Source organism: Salmonella sp. JXY0409-18, from assembly GCF_020268625.1.
In the GTDB taxonomy this organism is placed as follows: domain Bacteria; phylum Pseudomonadota; class Gammaproteobacteria; order Enterobacterales; family Enterobacteriaceae; genus Salmonella; species Salmonella enterica.
Genome location: NZ_CP084216.1, coordinates 730,226 through 747,204 on the forward strand (window position 1 = coordinate 730,226; position 16,979 = coordinate 747,204).

Consider the following 16,979-nt stretch of genomic DNA (forward strand, 5'->3'; position numbering starts at 1 on the left):
TTCTTTTGTCACATAAAACCATTTTCATCCGTTGACATATGGCAAAAAATGTTCAATCGAACGTTCGTTCTACTGTTTTTTATACAGGAAGTGAGGGGGAGGGGGCGGGAGGGATATCATGAGGATCAAAGAAAATAGGATGAAGAGTAGGCGCCTGAAGTGCGCCCGGGTACACTGCCACCACGCAGAGTGAAAAATGGGTCAACGTAATGGAGAATAAACTTACCGAATCACTACCGACGCGGATGCGAATTTTACGCGCCGCCAGGCAGTGTTTTGCTGAAAACGGTTTTCACAGTACATCAATGAAAACGATCTGTAAGGCCAGCGACATGAGCCCCGGCACACTCTATCATCACTTCCCCTCTAAAGAGGCCCTGATTGAAGCCATTATTTTAGAAGATCAGGAAAGAGCACTAACCCATTTTCGTGAGCCGCTGGAGGGCGTTGGGCTGGTGGATTATCTGGTGGAGTCAACTATTGCCGTCACGCGTGAAGACTGCGCGCAGCGGGCGTTGGTCGTAGAGATTATGGCTGAAGGGATGCGTAATCCTCAGGTCGCGGAAATGCTAACCAATAAATACCACACTATTATCGCCTCGCTGGTTGCACGTTTTAACGATGCGCAGGCGAAGGGGGAAATTGGCGCCGATGTGGATAAAGAAATGGCGGCAAGGCTATTATTAGCTACCACGTATGGTGTTTTATCGGATAGCAGCTCTGCTGAGAATGCCCGGCACGTCAGTTTTGCGACGACGTTAAGAACTATGTTAACCGGGCTACTAAAATGCAACTCTGCAAGCTAGTGTCGGTAAAAATACGCGTTCGTTTTATACGAGCGCGTTATCATTTAGTTTGCCTGATTATTTTTAGATGATGAAAATAATATTGTGGTAAGGGTTATTGTTTTTCGCCTGGATTTTTATCGACTCTCTGTCTCGCTGCGATCATCGATAAAGTCCCCTTTATGTAAATAAAGCTTCAATGCTTCTACTCTTTTCTCCATATATTTTGCGTAGCTTCACAAAAAATAACCTGATGTCGTAATGCCCACTCCCTAATATTCTCCATGCGCTATACGTTAATTTAAGTTTAAATTTCATGCCGGGGATATCACGATGTCACGTAATTTTACTGTTTCAGCCTGTCAGTATATTGTTACTGAAATAAACACTTTTGAAGATTTCATAACAAAGGTAAGGATACTTCTTAATAAAAGTCAGGGAGCTGATGTCGTTATCTTCCCGGAGCTATTTACCATTGAGCTATTTACACTATTGAAAAAATGGCAAGAAAGACCCATTTCACACCTTACTTTAATTGATCAGTTCACGGATGCCTATAAGCAGCTTTTTCAACAGGAAGCGAAAGAAAGAGGACAGTTCATTATTGCTGGCTCTCATCTGGAGCAGACCGGAGCAGATCGCTATGAGAATGTTGCGCATATATGGGGACCCGATGGCGAACATTATGCTCACAGTAAGACGCATATCTTTCCGGCTGAACGGGGTTGGTATACTCAGGAAGGCGATAAAATGGCTGTTTTTCAACTGCCATTTGCAAAGGTGGGTTTTAATATTTGTTATGAAGCAGAAATACCGGAGTGTGCCGCGACGCTGGTGGAACAGGGTGTGGAGTTAATTTTAACGCCTTCCGCTACGTTTACTGAACAGGGATTTTGGCGAGTCAGGCATTGTTGCCACGCACGTTGTATTGAAAATCAAATTTATCTTGTTCACTGTTGCCTGGGCGGAAACCCGGGTGGACCACTGCCAGGCTGCTGGGCCCGAAGTTCAATTTTAAGCCCCTGTGATGTCGTGTGGAAAAATCCACAAGGTATTATCGCAGAGGCGCACGTCAATCAAGAGGATGTCATTTCAGGAGAAATTAACCTCGATGTTCTATATGAAAATAGACTTGGGGGGGCAGCAACAACGTTCAAGGACAGACGCAGAAAAGCAGGCATATATAATATCTGGCCATCACACATTAAATAACAGAATGTGTCCCTTCTATGTATTAGCTGGAGGTCGTTATGGGATATTTAAAATTACCTGAGGGTAAAAGGATTGCGGTCAATCTTGGTGTCGATGTAGATGCTCAGTCTTTATGGCTGGGCGGATTTAATCGACCGTCGCCATCCTTTATGTCACGAGGAGAGTTTGGTGCACAAGTTGGCGTACCAAGGCTTCTGAAATTGTTCAAAGAAAATAATATCAAAACCACCTTTTTTATTCCCGGACACACTGTAGACACCTTCCCGGAAATCAGTAAAGCGATTTTTGATGCCGGGCATGAAATCGCTCACCATGGCTACTATCATGAAAATCCGACGCTGGTGAATCGTGATACAGAGCGCCGACTTATGGATCTGGCGTTCGCCTGTTATAAAAGACATTTCGGCATACGTCCTGTGGGATACCGTTCTCCCTATTGGGATTATAGCGAGAATACGCTGGATCTTCTGGAGGAAGCCGGTTTTCTCTATGACAGTAGCCTGATGGCGAGAGATCTTGTGCCTTACCATCCTCAACGTTGGCAGGTGAATTGGGAGACGGGAAATATCGCAGGCCCGGCCAGCGCGATTCTGGAAATTCCTGTTAGCTGGTATCTGGATGATTTTCCCGCACTGGCGTATACCGGCAACCAGGAGGGGATGAGCGATACTGACGGTGTTCTGCGACGCTGGAAGGATATTTTTACCTATGCTTATAACCATCAGGAAAACGGTTTATATGCGATGGCCCTTCATCCGCAGATAATCGGTCATGGGCATCATATGATGATGTTGTCACGCTTGATTGAACATATTAAAGGGCATGATGGCGTATGGTTTGCAACCTGTGAAGAGATAGCCAGTGTCTGGGTGGATGACGAAGAGGATCGACAAAAAATGCTCCGTCCTGATGTTCGTGGCGTAGCGCCGGTTCCGGATGATTATGGCTGGCCAGGCAAATGATATCACCTCATGACAATGTTAATATCAGTCGGGTAACGGATTACCCGGGCAGAAGTTACCTGTTTGCCCGCTCGTTAATGCATATTGTCCATCAGAAAGGGAGACTATCCCGGGACGTATAAAATCTTTTTTATTTCGGTCAAAACGTTAATCAACGAGAATAGTTTGTTTTTTGATTTAAATCATTTTTTAGTGTTCACAGGAAAATAAGCAAATAACATTTATAATGTGAGTATTAAGAAAAATAAAATTTCCATAGTGATTAATTTTTATTTAACGCTTTGATTTTTAGTGTTTTTGTATGTGTTAATTGATGTAAATCAATTTGGGGTTTTTTATTAAATAAGTAAAAATTAAGTTGATATTTGCTTTTTGATGTGTTTTTTATATATAGCTGATTATTATTCTGAAATGTCAATTTTTGAATAATGACGCTGTGATACCGGCACCAGGGATACTTTGCGATAAAAGGGATTGAATATGGCAGAGAGCGTTCAGTATAACCTCAATTGTATTTGGCCACAGCGGGCCAAAACCCTCTATTGCATTGCAACCAGCGGAATAACGTTTATCAGACGTGGGTAAACGTTGGTAAAATCCCTGCAAACCTGGCGCTTTTCACGCTGTGTTTTTTGGTAGTTGCGCTTTTAATAAGAGTCACAAGCGTTGGCTGCTGGTATTCGTCTGGCTGCTGAACTGCCACCTGATCAACAAGGAGATAAATCATGGATGCGATTTTTTTAAAGCTCGACAATATCAAAGGCGAAAGCCAGGTTGAAGGCTTTGAAGATCAGATAGAGATCATGTCTTATAGCCACAATGTGGCAATGCAGGTAAATAACGATGTTAGCCTCACTGAGCGGACTTCCGGGCGTGCGCATGTTGGTGAAATGTCGCTCACCAAATTTGTCGACCTCGCCACGCCTGTGCTCAATGAGTACTGCTGTAGCGGGAGGCTAATTAGAACCGCGGTGCTGACGTTGTGCCGCAATGACGACGGCAAAATGCGGTCGCTTATCGTTTATACCCTGACAAACGTGCTGATATCACAACTCAGTGTTAGCGGCGGCGCCGGCGGTAAGCCGGTGGAAACGATGTCGCTGAACTTCACGAAAATCGAATGGCAAATCACTGCCGAGAAATCAGACGGCGCTCAACAGGAGTCCAGAACGTCAGTATGGGATCTGGCGATGGACCAGATAGGGAAATGATGATGACGCCAACCATTCCGGTCGCGCTATTCGACAGGCTCTTGGTTGAGGGGATAAGCCCACATGAATTGGTACGCCGCAAGTTAATGTGTTTATTCAACTCTTGCGCTGTGGCAGGTGGCGAGACATTACCGCCGCTGCTCACTCGGGGTATGCCGGAATGGCACGAGGTGAATGTGGGTGACAAACGGGTTCTCAACTGGTTTTGCCGTGAGCTTCGCGCTGCTATTTTACGTTATGAACCGAGCATCAACATGCTGAAAGTCAGTGTAAAAGATGCCCATCATCAGACGCTGGCGTTGTCTTTGGAAGCGATGTTACAGGATGAGTCTGAACCGTTAAGACTGGAGATAGCCTACTCTAACGGTAGATGGCGCTAGTAATGCAGAAAAGAACGCCGGGCCGGGCGTTTTACATTACCCCAAAAGCAATAAAACGCAGCGAGCGAACCTGATAATCAGGCAGGCAGTCCACCTTTCGGTATGGTTGATCTGCCTGCATCATTTTCAGGATGGTTAATAACGGACCATGACAGATTTAAGTTCGGTATAGTCATCAATAAACGCGCTACCAAATTCACGACCAATGCCCGATCCTTTCATCCCTCCAAAGGGTACCGCAGGATCGAGGAAGGTATGCATATTGACCCACACCATGCCAGCATCAATATCTTCAGCGTAGCGTAATGCCTTAGACATATTTTCCGACCACACACTTGCTGCAAGGCCAAATGGCGAAGCGTTGATATGCGAAAGCGCCTCTTTTTCATTCTGATAACCGATAAAGCTACAGACAGGGCCAAAGGTCTCCTCGTGCATCAGCGTACTGTTTTTACTACGCACTTTTACCGCCGTCGGCTGTAAAAAGTACCCTTCGCCGGGTAAAGTTTCACCGCCGTAAACAATGGTATCCCCTTCTTCCCGTGCGATTTGAATCAGACGCAGCACTTTTTCAAGCTGAACCTGATTCGCCAGCGGGCCCATCACCGTTTTTTCATCTAAAGGCGACCCGGGCACGATCTCCGATAACCGTTGCCTGAGGAGCGTCATGACTGTATCCAGTTTTTCCTGGGGCAGATAAAAACGCTCTGCGGCAGCACAAATCTGTCCTTGATTCAGATAACCGGCTTCAAGAATACCGTTGACCATGGCTTGTGCCGAGAGATCATTGAGAAACAGCGCCGCATTTTTCCCTCCCAGTTCGAGGGTAACGCGTTTTCCTGACGATGTTGCCGAACGCCGGACTTTCTCACCTGTCGCGACTGACCCGGTGAAACTCACTTTGGCGCAATCTGGATGCGCTATCAGCTGTTGCGCTATCTCACCGCCAGCACCGTTTACCACGTTAATTACGCCATCAGGGAAACCTGCCTCTTTAGCCAGTTCAGCGACTCGCAGCAGTGTCAGCGGGGTATATTCACTTGGTTTAATGACGATGGTGCAGCCACATACCAGCGCTGCGGCCAGCTTCCAGATAGCAATCATAATTGAGAAATTCCACGGCACAATACCGACGACCACGCCAATGGGTTGGCGTTGGGTAAACGCTGTGTATCTCTCTTCTCCCATTGATGGCAGGGAGACATTCAGCGTTTCACCGGTTATTTTTCCTGCCCAACCGGCAAAGTAACGCAGGAAGGCCACTGACTGATCGAGTTCAAGACCGCGCGACAGCAGAATCGTTTTACCTGAACAGACGCTTTCCAGTTGAGCTAACTCTTCACGATGAGCGGCAAGAGTATCAGCCAGTTTCAGCAGTAATGCGCCGCGTTGTAACGTTGGCATTTTACGCCAGACATCAAACGCCCGTCTGGCGCTCTGCATGGCCTCTTCTGCCTGCGCAGGGGTTGCCGACACAACGTCGGCGATGATTTTGCCGGTGGCTGGGTTAGTGACCGAAAAGTTCGTGCCGTTTCCGGCCTGACGTTCACCTGCAATAAATTGTCCGTGTCGTTGGCGTAAAAAAGTCGTTACTTCGGCAAGTAATGTCACATCGCTCATCAGAAGTGCCTGTAGGTCAGGAATGTACGTTTTTCCATCCCAACATACTTTTTCGGAGCTGAATATCGTTCCAAAGAACGTCATTCTTCCGGACGATATTTTGTAAAACGTTACCGTGCTGTGATAGCGCTCTTAGTCAAGCGTGATGACAAGGTAACGCGATGAATACAAAAATCGATGCGTTGAATTACTACGGCGCGACGAAAAAATACCCGTTGCATTTTCCTGCTTTGCAAGAGGATATTGATGCCGATGTGGTGATCATTGGCGGTGGCTTTTCAGGCATCAATACCGCGCTGGAACTGGCGGAGCAGGGGATCACTAATGTTGTCGTTCTGGAAGCCCGTCATCTTGGGTATGGCGGCACCGGACGAAACGGCGGTCAGGTAATGGCCGGTATAGGTCACGACATCGAAGCCGTTAAAAAATATGTAGGCGCAGCGGGAATGGAGACGCTGTTTAAAATCTCGAACCTCGGCGCGGGTATTATTCGGGAGCGAATTCGTAAATACCATATTGATGCTGATTTTGTCCCCGGATATGGTTATCTGGCCTACAACCAGCGGCAGTTAAAAACGCTGCAACAATGGGAAAAAGAATTCAAAGCCGCTACGCCGGAAGACGATATTGAACTCTATACCGGTAAAGACGTGCAGCAGGTTATCGGTTCCGACGTCTACTGCGGTGTTCTCAAGCATATGGGGGGAGGGCATGTCCACTCGCTGAATTTATTGCTGGGCTCCGCTCAGGCTGCGAATTCGCTGGGGGTGAAGATATTCGAATATTCACCTGTGGTTGAGGTCAGTTACGGTAAAACTGTGCGGGTACGTACTGCGATGGGCAGCGTAAAAGCAGCCAAATTGCTGTGGGCCTGTGATAGTTTTCTCAATAATCTGGAACCAGAAATTTATAAGAAAACGCTGGTTACTTATTCTTATCAGGTCTCTACAGAACCTCTCTCCAGCGAGCTTGTTGAGCGGATCAGTCCCTTGCGCGGGGCTTTTAGCGATATCCGCCCGGTGATAAATTACTACCGTCTCACAAAAGAAAACCGTCTGCTGTTTGGCAGCGCCACAAGGTTTCTTGAATATACCCCGCACGATTTTGCTGCCTGGAACCGCACTCTGTTGACGGAGGTCTTCCCTTATTTGAAAGACGTTAAAATCGATTTTGCCTGGGGCGGACCGATGGCCTGTAGCGCGAATCTGTTTCCGCAGATTGGCACGCTTCGTGAACACAATAATGTTTTTTATGTTCAGGGTTATTCCGGATTTGGCGTCACGCCTTCCCATATTGTATGCAAAATCCTGGCCGAAGGAATAAATGGCGGTTCCGAGCGGTATCGTCTGATGAGTAGCATTCCCCACGCGACAATTTATGGTCGCGACAGTTTACGTCTATTGCTGGTCAGTGCGGGAAAACTGATACATCAAACAGCCGGTTTCTGGAAAGGCCGGAATTAACCAGGAGAACATTAATGCACGCTTTTAAACTCAATCAACCTGTTCCTGAATTACAGCCAGTCGGGAGTGTCAGCCTGTTAGGGGCGTTGCCAACAGAAGGCGATCCCCAGGTCGCCGTTGCGATGATTTACGGTAAACCTGAGGATGTATTTACCTGTGGACTGTTTTCATCGACCCGCGGCGGTTTCACGATGATTTATCCCTTTACCGAGCACGCAACCGTGCTGGAAGGGGAAGTGGAACTCACTGTCGCTGGTCAGGAACCGATACGTTTTTCACCGGGCGATAGTTGGTTTGTTGAACAGGGAACCGAAGTGGCATGGAAAGTTTTAACGCCCCGTTTTGTAAAACATTATCTGGCAAACGTTGAAAGCCATAAACAGGATTGAATCCTTTAATTGTTCGTCAGTAGCGTTGGTATCACTGGGGAGAATAACGCGCTCCCCACTTGCTATTAGCGCATGCGGGGACGGCGTCACAACGTTATTTACCGTTATCCCTCTTCAGGACGATACCTGTTAGATGCGCTGCCTGCCATAAATAAGCGTTATTCCGGAGCGGTAATTTATTGTTGTAATAATAGTGAAGAGGTTGACCATGTTTAAAAACAGACTTGCCAGCCATCTTGAACGTGGCGTTATTGGTTTCCCCACGACGCTTGCCAGCTCCGTCGGGCTGATTATGGCAAGCCCGGTGATCCTGACCGTGACCAGTGGTTTTGGCTCAGGGGGAGATACCTTTGCCCTTGCGGTATTACTGGCATTTATTATGATGCAAGCGCAGATTACCACCTTTGCCGAAGCGGCAACGCTTATTCCCACAACTGGCTCCGTCTACGACTATATTTCCTGCGGAATGGGGCGTTTTTTCGCTATCACCGGTGCGCTTTGCGCTTACCTGATCGTACACATTTTTGCCGGCACGGCAGAAACGATTCTCGCTGGCGTCATGGCGCTGGTGAACTTTGAGTCTGTTAGCGAACACGTGGCCATGCAGCACAATACCTGGATGGTTGGCGTCGGCATGGTAGTGGTTTTCGGGTTACTGAATGCCATTGGTGTTGAAGTATTTGGCAAGGTGGAAGTATTTCTTACTTTCGGTATGTGGACTACCCTGACCATCTTCGGTTTATGCGGGATCCTGTTATCCCCGGTCACTCATCATTCTGGGTGGTTTGGCGCACCGCTTGATGTCAGTAATCTTTCTGGTCTGTTTGGTTATATTGGCATGGCGATGTTTATGTTCGTCGGTTGTGAACTGGTAACGCCAATGGCGCCGGAAATTAAAAAAGCGCATCGTACGATTCCCAGAGCGATGGCGCTTGGCCTTTTAGCGGTGGCAGGTTGTATGTTCCTCTATGGCGCTGCGATTAACCGGCAGGTAAATAATGTGGTTGTCGATGCGGCAAACCATATCTTTTTACTGGATACGCCGATGGCTATTCCCGCCTTTGCCAATCGTGTCATGGGACATGTCGGGCAATACTGGCTGGGCGTGGGGTTGTTGTTAGCGGGATGTGCGACAATTAATACGCTGATGGCGGCAGTACCGCGTATTATATACGGCATGGCGCTGGACGGCGCTTTGCCGCGGTTTCTAACCTGGTTGCACCCCCGCTTTAAAACACCGGTCATCGCCATCGCATTCGGTGTTGCGATTCCCTGTTTACATGCCTGGTATCTGAACGGTGATATCGACCACATTGTTCCGCTGATCCTCGCTGCGGTCTGCGCCTGGGGGGTAGCTTATCTGCTGGTAACGTTATCGGTCGTTATCTTACGTATTCGGCGCCCCGATTTGCCACGCGCTTACCGGGCCCCCTGGTTCCCCTTACCTCAGATTATTTCGAGCGTGGGTATTATTATCGCCATTATTAATATCGCACCTCCAGGAATGAACAGTCGGGATGTACTTATACCATTCGGTATTATGCTTGGATTGACTGCCGCCTATGCCTTATTCTGGACATTATGTGTGCAACGGGTTAATCCTTTCCTCCCGCTTCCGGTAGAAGAGGTCGTGGAACGGGCGATGGGCAATTATGAAAAGCGAAACAATGAAGAGATGACGCCAGATGTCCTCCGTCCCCTGGTTTAAGAGCACATTAATGAACATGGTGTTACGTGATTTGAGCGGCTGGCGTTGTGAAAAATTGACCGAACATAGCGCCGTGCTGCATCTGAATGCATTTACCCAGGTTATCTGCCATGTTCAGCAAAAACGATTATTCATGGCCAGTATTCACAGTTGTGAATTCAGGGTGAAAGGCACAATCAATTATCCTTTGCAGGGCAAAATTCGCGTTCATCAGCCCGGATGGCTGAAACGTTATCCCGTCATTTTTACTGGCAGCAAAAGTACCGCCGGGCTGATTAACTATCTTAATCGTTTCCCCAATTTACAACAGGCACTGAGTGAACTGGATTATCGTCGGTTTACGCTGGTTTTACATCATAAGGAATGGTATTGCAGCATTGAGCTATGGGCTGCTAGCGAAGTGGTTTGTAAAATGCCGCCGCTGCGCCGTTATCTGCGGCTTGAGCGGCACCAGCGTGTTCTTCTGCTTAGTGTGATAAATATGATCAATCAGGCCATGAATCAATGGCTGCAACAGGATACCGACGCCAGATAATATGACATTTTATTGAGGCATCAGCTCAGAGAATGGTATTAATTCAGGCATATATGACACATGGGGAAAAGACCCGCACTTGACGCGGGGTAAAAAGAACGCTTTCACATATTCAGTGAATGTTGTACCGAGGACATTCTGGTTCGGGAAACCAGTTCCGTGCGATTTATCACTTCTGTTTTAGCAAAAATATTGCGTAAATGCGTTTTCACTGTTGAGAGAGATATATTCAACTGACGGGCAATCAATTTGTTACTGGCCCCTTCGCAGACCATTCCCACAATTTCACGCTCTTTTGCGGTCAATATTGACGCCAGATTGTTGTCTTCCTGAAGAGAATCATGAATTGCCAGTCCCAGTAATGGTTGTACTGCCTGGGCTCGCAAACGCTCTTCGCTGGAAAAAGGTATATCGCGCATTAATGAAATGCCCGCGATAATACGATGGCCCCGACGAATAAAGATCTCAATCATGTCGCACACATGATTAGGTAGCATAAATTCATGATAATAATGGCGATGACGGGCACAGATACCGGGCGTCATCGTCGCTACGGTAACAACCTGTTGGCCGAACCGGGAAGGCGATAGCGGGTCTAATGGTTGAAAATGCTCCAGATATTGTTGGTGTGTGCTATTAGAAATGTTATGTAAAACATAGGCCTCTGGCTTTAAATAAGCATTAACACGATAAAAAACCGCCGACGACAGAGGAATGAGTTGCGCAATGCTCTGTAAGCAATGGAGAGTGATCCCGTCATTATGGCCAGTAGTTGATAAGGCTGACATGTTATCTCCTTCCATCCGGATGAGCGTGCCGGGGCGCAGTAAAATAGTGGTATGTTGAAACATACAATTTACATTCGGTTAACACAATCATTCACATGTTAATAATGTGACGCGTGTTACGGTATTTTTTATAACTATTTGAAATAAAACAGTTTTAATTTAAATCCTGTTTGGTTTTCTAAAAAATAATTAAAAATTATTAATATAATTTTTTTCTGTCGCGGTTGACTCATCTCCTGAAAATGCCGTGGGTTCTCGTCCTTCAGGACGATATTCTTTTGAGATGCCTGTTCTATGATTTTCTGTAATAGCGCAGGTTAACAGAGACTTAATTTCTGGTTCAGACAGGATTTGCTAAATAACGTTTCAATAGCGTCATGCGCTATGCAGAAAACCGGTGTATCAATAGATACAGCCCGCTTTCGGCATTCTGCCCGCAGCACCAGACGGACGCTATTGCGAAATGTGAGTCATGTCTCCGCATCAGAAATGATAATTACAGGACAGAATAATGTTGAATCTCAACACATTACGGCAACAACAAATCCCCGTAATGACTGAATATCGCGCGCAGATACCCTTTCATATTCTGGCAAAACCCATAGGCCCTGCGTGTAATCTGGCCTGCCGCTATTGTTATTACCCACAGGGCGAAACGCCCGTAGAAAAAATGAATGAATCAACGCTGGAGGTTTTTATTTGTCGCTATATTGCGGCGCAACCTGCCAGTGCGCGTGAAATTAATTTTGTCTGGCAAGGCGGTGAACCGCTTTTAGCCGGAATCGGTTTTTATAAAAAGGTAATAGCGCTTCAACAACGATATGCGCCTGACGGCGTGACGATCAGTAATAGTCTGCAAACGAATGCGACGTTGTTAAACGATGCCTGGTGTCGTCTGTTTCGCGACAATAATTTTACTATTGGCATCAGTCTTGAGGGCAGTGAAGACTTGCAAAATTACCATCGTCCGGGCAAACGCGGCGAGTCCAGTTATCCGGCGGTGTTGCGGGGAATCACATTGTTACAACACTATCGAGTCGATTTTAACGTACTGATTGTCGTGCATGATGACATGGCTCGCCATGCGGCAGCCATCTACGATCATGTTGTTAGCCTTGGCGCTCGTTATCTGCAATTTCAGCCACTGATGAACGAAGGCAACGCCCTACAGCAACGTTACCAATTGAGTGCGGATAACTGGGGACGTTTCATGATTGATATCTGGCGTCAATGGCGCAAACGCGGCGATATGGGGCGGGTCTTTGTGATCAACATTGAACAGGCATGGGCACAATATTTTACGCATATCAGCGCCACCTGTGTCCATTCCGCCCGCTGCGGCACGAATCTGGTCATGGAGCCGGACGGCAAACTCTATGCCTGCGATCATCTGATTAATAGCCAGCATTACCTGGGACAGCTTTCTAATAATATGTTAGCGCCAGCCGTAGATACCGCAACCCGGCTTCCCTTTGGTATTAAGAAAAGCCAGCGCCGGGAGTGTCAACGGTGTTCTGTGAAAATAGTCTGCCAGGGAGGCTGCCCCGCACATATCAACAGTGCCGGCTACAACCGACTTTGTAGCGGCTATTACTCTTTTTTCACTGAGATTCTGGCTCCGCTACGCGCCTGGCCCCGGAATCTGAATGGACTGAAAGCCTGGCGTGCTGACGTTATGGGCAGATTTTCGGGCTGATGGTCCATCTTGCCGCATTTGCCCGCCGCTCTTGTACAACATCCGTAGTCTGAAATGGAGAATAAGCCGTGAAAAAACAAGTAACACTTGCCACACTCAGCATTATCTTCTCCGGTACGGCGCACAGTACGCAAAACGAACGTCCTGATATTATCGTGATTATCGCTGATGATATGGGATATTCTGATATCACTCCCTTCGGTGGGGAAATCCCAACGCCTAATTTGCAGGCGATGGCTGAGAACGGCGTGCGGATGAGTCAATATTACACGTCTCCCATGTCTGCTCCCGCCCGTGCGATGCTATTAACCGGGAACACCAGTCAGCAAGCGGGTATAGGCGGTATGTGGTGGTATGAAAATACCATAGGTAAGGAAGGCTATGAATTGCGCCTGACTGATCGGGTGACGACCATGGCTGAACGCTTTAAAGATGCTGGTTACAATACGCTGATGGCGGGTAAATGGCATCTTGGTTTTACGCCAGGCTCGACGCCAAAAGATCGGGGCTTTCGTCATTCTTTCGCCTTGATGGGGGGAGGCGCCAGTCACTTTGATGATGCCGTGCCGCTGGGAACCGTGGAGATATTTCATACCTATTATACCCGTGACAATCAGCGCATTTCACTGCCCTCCAGTTTTTACTCCAGCGAAGCCTATGCCAGCCAGATTAATCGCTGGATCAGCGAGACGCCACGGGAACAACCTATCTTCGCGTGGTTGGCCTTTACTGCGCCACATGATCCTCTGCAGGCACCGGATGAATGGATTAGTCGTTTTAAAAGTCAGTATGAACAGGGCTATGCAGACGTCTATCGTCAGCGTATTGCTCGTTTGAAGAAACTGGGTTTCCTGCGTGATGACATACCTCTGCCAGGACTGGAACTTGATAAAGAATGGCAGGCGATGACCCCGGAACAGCAGAAATATACGGCGAAGGTGATGCAGGTTTACGCTGCTATGATCGCCAATATGGATGCACAGATTGGTACCGTTATTGAGACGTTAAAAAAGACCGGGCGCGATAAAAACACGATTCTGGTCTTCTTAAGTGATAATGGGGTGAATCCGGCGGAGGGCTTTCACTATGAATCTGAACCGGATTTTTGGAAGCAATTCGATAATCGTTACGAAAATATTGGTCGTAAAAATTCATTTATCTCTTATGGTCCCCACTGGGCTGATGTCAGCAATGCGCCTTATGGTCGCTATCACAAAACGACCAGCGGTCAGGGGGGAATTAATACCAGTTTTATGATTTCCGGTCCTGGTATCATCCATAATGGCGCCATAGATAACGCCACAATGGCGGCGTATGATGTCGCGCCCACGCTCTATGAATTTGCAGGTATTGATGTCAGTAAATCATTATCTGAAAGACCGACACTGCCAATGATCGGCGTGAGTTTTAAACGCTATCTGACCGGTGAAAGTCTGCACGCGCCTCGCACACAATATGGTGTTGAACTCCATAATCAGGCGGCCTGGATAGATGGGGAATGGAAATTGCGTCGTCTTGTCACAGTATTCCCACAGGCGGGTAATGCGCCATGGGAATTATTCAACCTGCAACGTGACCCCCTGGAAACGCATAATCTCGCAGCAGATTATGTGGATAAAGTGAAAATACTGAGCAGTGCATATGAGGCATTTGCAAAACAGACAATGGTGCTTTATGCCAAAGGCAAGCTTATCGATTATGTGGGTATCGACAGTAAAACCGGGCGTTATCTGGCTGTCGATCCACAGACATTGCAGCCAGTTCCTGCTCCGTTAGCGATTCCTTTAGACACAAAATCGGACCAATAATTATTGGTTACGTTTCAAATGATTATTCAACGCTCACATAACCGCATTCAGCCAGTGACTTTCAGGATGAAGTTTCTCAGCGTTGGCGATGTATCGCCGCGCCGGTATGCCAGAGCCAGCTTTGCGACGGGCATCTGGTCTGCAACGGGGCGGTATACTACTCCCTTGACATTAACCTGTCTCATTGAATCTGGAACCATCGACACACCCATCTCTGCCGACACAAGGTTAATGACTGACGAAATTTGCGGCACGAGTTGACCAATTTTCGGTTCAAAGCCCGCTTTACCGCAGGCCTCGATCACTGCGTCATAAAGCGACAGGCCGATTTCACGTGGGAAGAGTAAAAAAAACTCATCTTTGAGAATCGAGAGTGCAATCTGTTTACACGCCGCAGCAGGATGCGTTTCTGCCAGCACAATAACCATCGGCTCTTCAGACAGTAACCTGAGCTGGAACCGTTCATTGCCTGTAAAACCGGGTCTCAGAAAGGCAACATCCAGCGATCCTTCATTCAATTCATCAGCCAGTTGGGTTGTATTTCCTTCCTCAAGCTGCAAACGAACGTCAGGATAAGCCCGCTTGAAAGTACGGATTGCGCCGGGCACCACACTGTTAAATGCCGCAGAGGCAGTAAAACCTACCCTTAACACGCCCGACTCCCCCCTGGCAACACGCTGCGCCGCCAGCGCGGCTCTTGTCGCGGTAGCAGGCATCCCTTTAACAACATCATAAAATGCTTTTCCAGCCTCGGTTAATTCCGCGCCATGAGGCACTCTCCGGAATAGCTGCGCTCCCAGCTCTCTTTCCAGATCCTTAATCTGTTGGCTTAGCGGCGGCTGACCTATGCCTACTTTTGTCGCAGCCCGCGTGAAATGCCGCTCTTCAGCGACGGCGAGAAAATAGCGAATATGGCGCAGTTCCATCCTCATCTCCAAAAGCAATTAAGAATGGCACCATCATATATTGGAAGAATGAAACCAGCGAGCGCATAGTGAGGTTAACAGGAGGTGCAATATGCCCGATATTTCTCATACACCGACACGTAGCTGGCTTTTTACCCCAGCAATTCGACCAGAACGTTTCATAAAAGCAGTTGAAAGTGCGGCGGACATTTCTATTATCGATCTTGAAGATTCCGTCACCCCGAATGACAAGGCGCAGGCCCGGAAAATTGCGATGCAGTTCCTTTCATCCCGACCAAACTCATCGCTGAAAATAGCATTAAGAATTAATGGAATGAATACTCATGCTGGCATTGAAGACCTGCATATGTTACTGGAATGCCGTTTTTTTCCTGATTACATTATTCTTCCAAAAACAGAGTCAGCCGCGCACCTGCAAATCGTGGATAGTCTTATCATGATGGCTGGTTCTGATACTCGCCTTATTGGCATTATTGAGTCAGTTGTCGGGCTTAATGCCGTTGAGTCTATTGCGGACGCCACCCCCAGACTCTGCGGGTTGATGTTTGGCGCCGCAGATATGGCGGCTGACATTGGCGCCACACCCGCCTGGGAGCCTCTTGCGCTGGCGCGGGCCAGAATAGTGGCTGCCTGCGCTATGAAAGGGCTTCTTGCAATAGATGCTCCCTTCTTTGATATAGGCGATTTTTCAGGTCTGAAAGAGGAAACGCTGCAGGCGCTCAGTTTTGGTTTTTCTGCAAAATCGGCTATTCACCCCGCTCAGATTAGTGTAATCAACACCGCATTTACTCCTACAACGGCAGAAATTAATCATGCTCGTGCAGTACTGACAGAGAATGCCAAAGGCGTCGGGATCGTTAGCGGCATGATGATAGATGCAGCCGTTGCCCGTCAGGCCCGGAGATTACTCGCCCGGGCAGGGATCTTTTCCTGATTTTATTAACAGAGGAATTGATTATGAACACGTTATTACCCGCTTATAAAACCATTAGCGAGGGGCGCTACCGAGAAATTTCGGGTCTTTACTGGGAGGATTTTTATCCCGGTGATGTTTTTGAACATCGTCCCGGCCGGACGGTTCTGGACGCCGATAATGTGTGGTTTACCCTGCTCACTCTCAATGTGCAGCCGGTCCATTTCGATTCGGCTTACGCCAGCAAAACGGAATGGAAAAAGTTACTGGTTGATTCAACGTTCACTCTGGCGCTTTTAACCGGTATGAGCGTGCGTACTGTCAGCGCCAGGGTCGTGGCCAATCTTGGCTGGGATAAGGTACAAGCCGTCCATCCGGTTTTCGCAGGGGATACACTTTATGCTGAAAGCACTGTACTCAGCAAACGCCTGTCAAATAGTCGCCCGGGACAAGGCATCGTTACCGTTCGGACATGTGGTATTAACCAGAATGGTGTAGAGGTCATGCGCTTCGAACGAACAATGTTAGTTTATTGCTGTGGATGTTCGCCTGAAGAAGACGCCGCTTATTGAGAAATCGCCCT

At 47.7% G+C, this 16,979-nt stretch carries 16 protein-coding genes; 13 read left to right on the forward strand and 3 right to left on the reverse strand.

Translation table 11 applies throughout. The features are described from left to right. Positions 1-209: 209 nt before the first annotated feature. The 5 genes from LDB27_RS03510 to iraD all read left to right on the forward strand — a co-directional run bounded on the left by LDB27_RS03510 (position 210) and on the right by iraD (position 4,550). Positions 210-806, forward strand: coding sequence for a TetR/AcrR family transcriptional regulator (locus LDB27_RS03510; RefSeq protein ID WP_000428463.1), 597 nt, complete (start codon positions 210-212; stop codon positions 804-806). A 312-nt stretch (positions 807-1,118) separates the two neighbouring features. Then, on the forward strand, positions 1,119-1,997 hold the full coding sequence (locus LDB27_RS03515) for a carbon-nitrogen hydrolase family protein (RefSeq protein ID WP_000089257.1): 879 nt from the start codon (positions 1,119-1,121) through the stop codon (positions 1,995-1,997). A 38-nt stretch (positions 1,998-2,035) separates the two neighbouring features. Beyond that, positions 2,036-2,959 (forward strand): polysaccharide deacetylase family protein, encoded by a 924-nt coding sequence (locus tag LDB27_RS03520; protein WP_000540892.1) that lies wholly within the window; start codon positions 2,036-2,038, stop codon positions 2,957-2,959. Between the two features lie 725 nt (positions 2,960-3,684). Further along, positions 3,685-4,170, forward strand: coding sequence for an Hcp family type VI secretion system effector (locus tag LDB27_RS03525; RefSeq protein WP_000338753.1), 486 nt, complete (start codon positions 3,685-3,687; stop codon positions 4,168-4,170). Continuing rightward, positions 4,170-4,550, forward strand: coding sequence for an anti-adapter protein IraD (gene iraD, locus LDB27_RS03530; protein ID WP_001543513.1), 381 nt, complete (start codon positions 4,170-4,172; stop codon positions 4,548-4,550). Before LDB27_RS03525 ends, iraD begins: the two co-directional genes overlap by 1 nt. A gap of 135 nt (positions 4,551-4,685) precedes the next feature. Here iraD and LDB27_RS03535 read toward each other — a convergent pair whose 3' ends face one another. Then, positions 4,686-6,170, reverse strand: a complete 1,485-nt coding sequence (locus tag LDB27_RS03535; protein ID WP_001286382.1) for an NAD-dependent phenylacetaldehyde dehydrogenase — start codon at positions 6,168-6,170, stop codon at positions 4,686-4,688. Positions 6,171-6,331: 161 nt separating this feature from the next. Here LDB27_RS03535 and LDB27_RS03540 point away from each other — a divergent pair, with 161 nt between their 5' ends. From LDB27_RS03540 to LDB27_RS03555, 4 genes are all read left to right on the forward strand, one after another. Continuing rightward, a complete protein-coding gene (locus LDB27_RS03540) occupies positions 6,332-7,633 on the forward strand; it encodes an NAD(P)/FAD-dependent oxidoreductase (RefSeq protein WP_001092825.1) in 1,302 nt (433 codons plus the stop codon). 14 nt (positions 7,634-7,647) lie between these two features. After that, complete coding sequence (locus LDB27_RS03545; protein ID WP_000542983.1) at positions 7,648-8,022, forward strand: cupin domain-containing protein; 375 nt, start codon at positions 7,648-7,650, stop codon at positions 8,020-8,022. A gap of 208 nt (positions 8,023-8,230) precedes the next feature. Beyond that, positions 8,231-9,730, forward strand: a complete 1,500-nt coding sequence (locus LDB27_RS03550) for an APC family permease (protein WP_000475960.1) — start codon at positions 8,231-8,233, stop codon at positions 9,728-9,730. Beyond that, positions 9,708-10,265: a DUF3156 family protein gene (locus tag LDB27_RS03555; protein ID WP_000100109.1), complete on the forward strand. Its 558-nt coding sequence runs from the start codon at positions 9,708-9,710 to the stop codon at positions 10,263-10,265. The genes LDB27_RS03550 and LDB27_RS03555 overlap by 23 nt, the downstream gene beginning before the upstream one ends. A 104-nt stretch (positions 10,266-10,369) precedes the next feature. Here the strand turns inward: LDB27_RS03555 and LDB27_RS03560 are convergent, their stop codons facing one another. Continuing rightward, positions 10,370-11,053, reverse strand: a complete 684-nt coding sequence (locus tag LDB27_RS03560; RefSeq protein ID WP_001275364.1) for a helix-turn-helix transcriptional regulator — start codon at positions 11,051-11,053, stop codon at positions 10,370-10,372. A gap of 511 nt (positions 11,054-11,564) precedes the next feature. Here LDB27_RS03560 and LDB27_RS03565 point away from each other — a divergent pair. Both LDB27_RS03565 and LDB27_RS03570 read left to right on the forward strand, forming a co-directional pair. Next, complete coding sequence (locus LDB27_RS03565; protein ID WP_023231040.1) at positions 11,565-12,749, forward strand: anaerobic sulfatase maturase; 1,185 nt, start codon at positions 11,565-11,567, stop codon at positions 12,747-12,749. Between the two features lie 68 nt (positions 12,750-12,817). Next, a complete protein-coding gene (locus LDB27_RS03570; protein ID WP_000745174.1) occupies positions 12,818-14,557 on the forward strand; it encodes an arylsulfatase in 1,740 nt (579 codons plus the stop codon). 47 nt (positions 14,558-14,604) lie between these two features. Here LDB27_RS03570 and ripR read toward each other — a convergent pair whose 3' ends face one another. Then, on the reverse strand, positions 14,605-15,483 hold the full coding sequence (gene ripR, locus LDB27_RS03575) for an itaconate degradation transcriptional regulator RipR (RefSeq protein WP_000423176.1): 879 nt from the start codon (positions 15,481-15,483) through the stop codon (positions 14,605-14,607). Between the two features lie 91 nt (positions 15,484-15,574). Here ripR and ripC point away from each other — a divergent pair, with 91 nt between their 5' ends. Beyond that, positions 15,575-16,417, forward strand: coding sequence for an itaconate degradation C-C-lyase RipC (gene ripC / locus LDB27_RS03580; RefSeq protein WP_001112900.1), 843 nt, complete (start codon positions 15,575-15,577; stop codon positions 16,415-16,417). Between the two features lie 23 nt (positions 16,418-16,440). Then, entirely contained in the window at positions 16,441-16,968 is a 528-nt protein-coding gene (ripB, locus tag LDB27_RS03585) for a (R)-specific enoyl-CoA hydratase RipB/Ich (protein ID WP_001094310.1), read from the forward strand. The last annotated feature ends 11 nt before the right edge of the window (positions 16,969-16,979 follow it).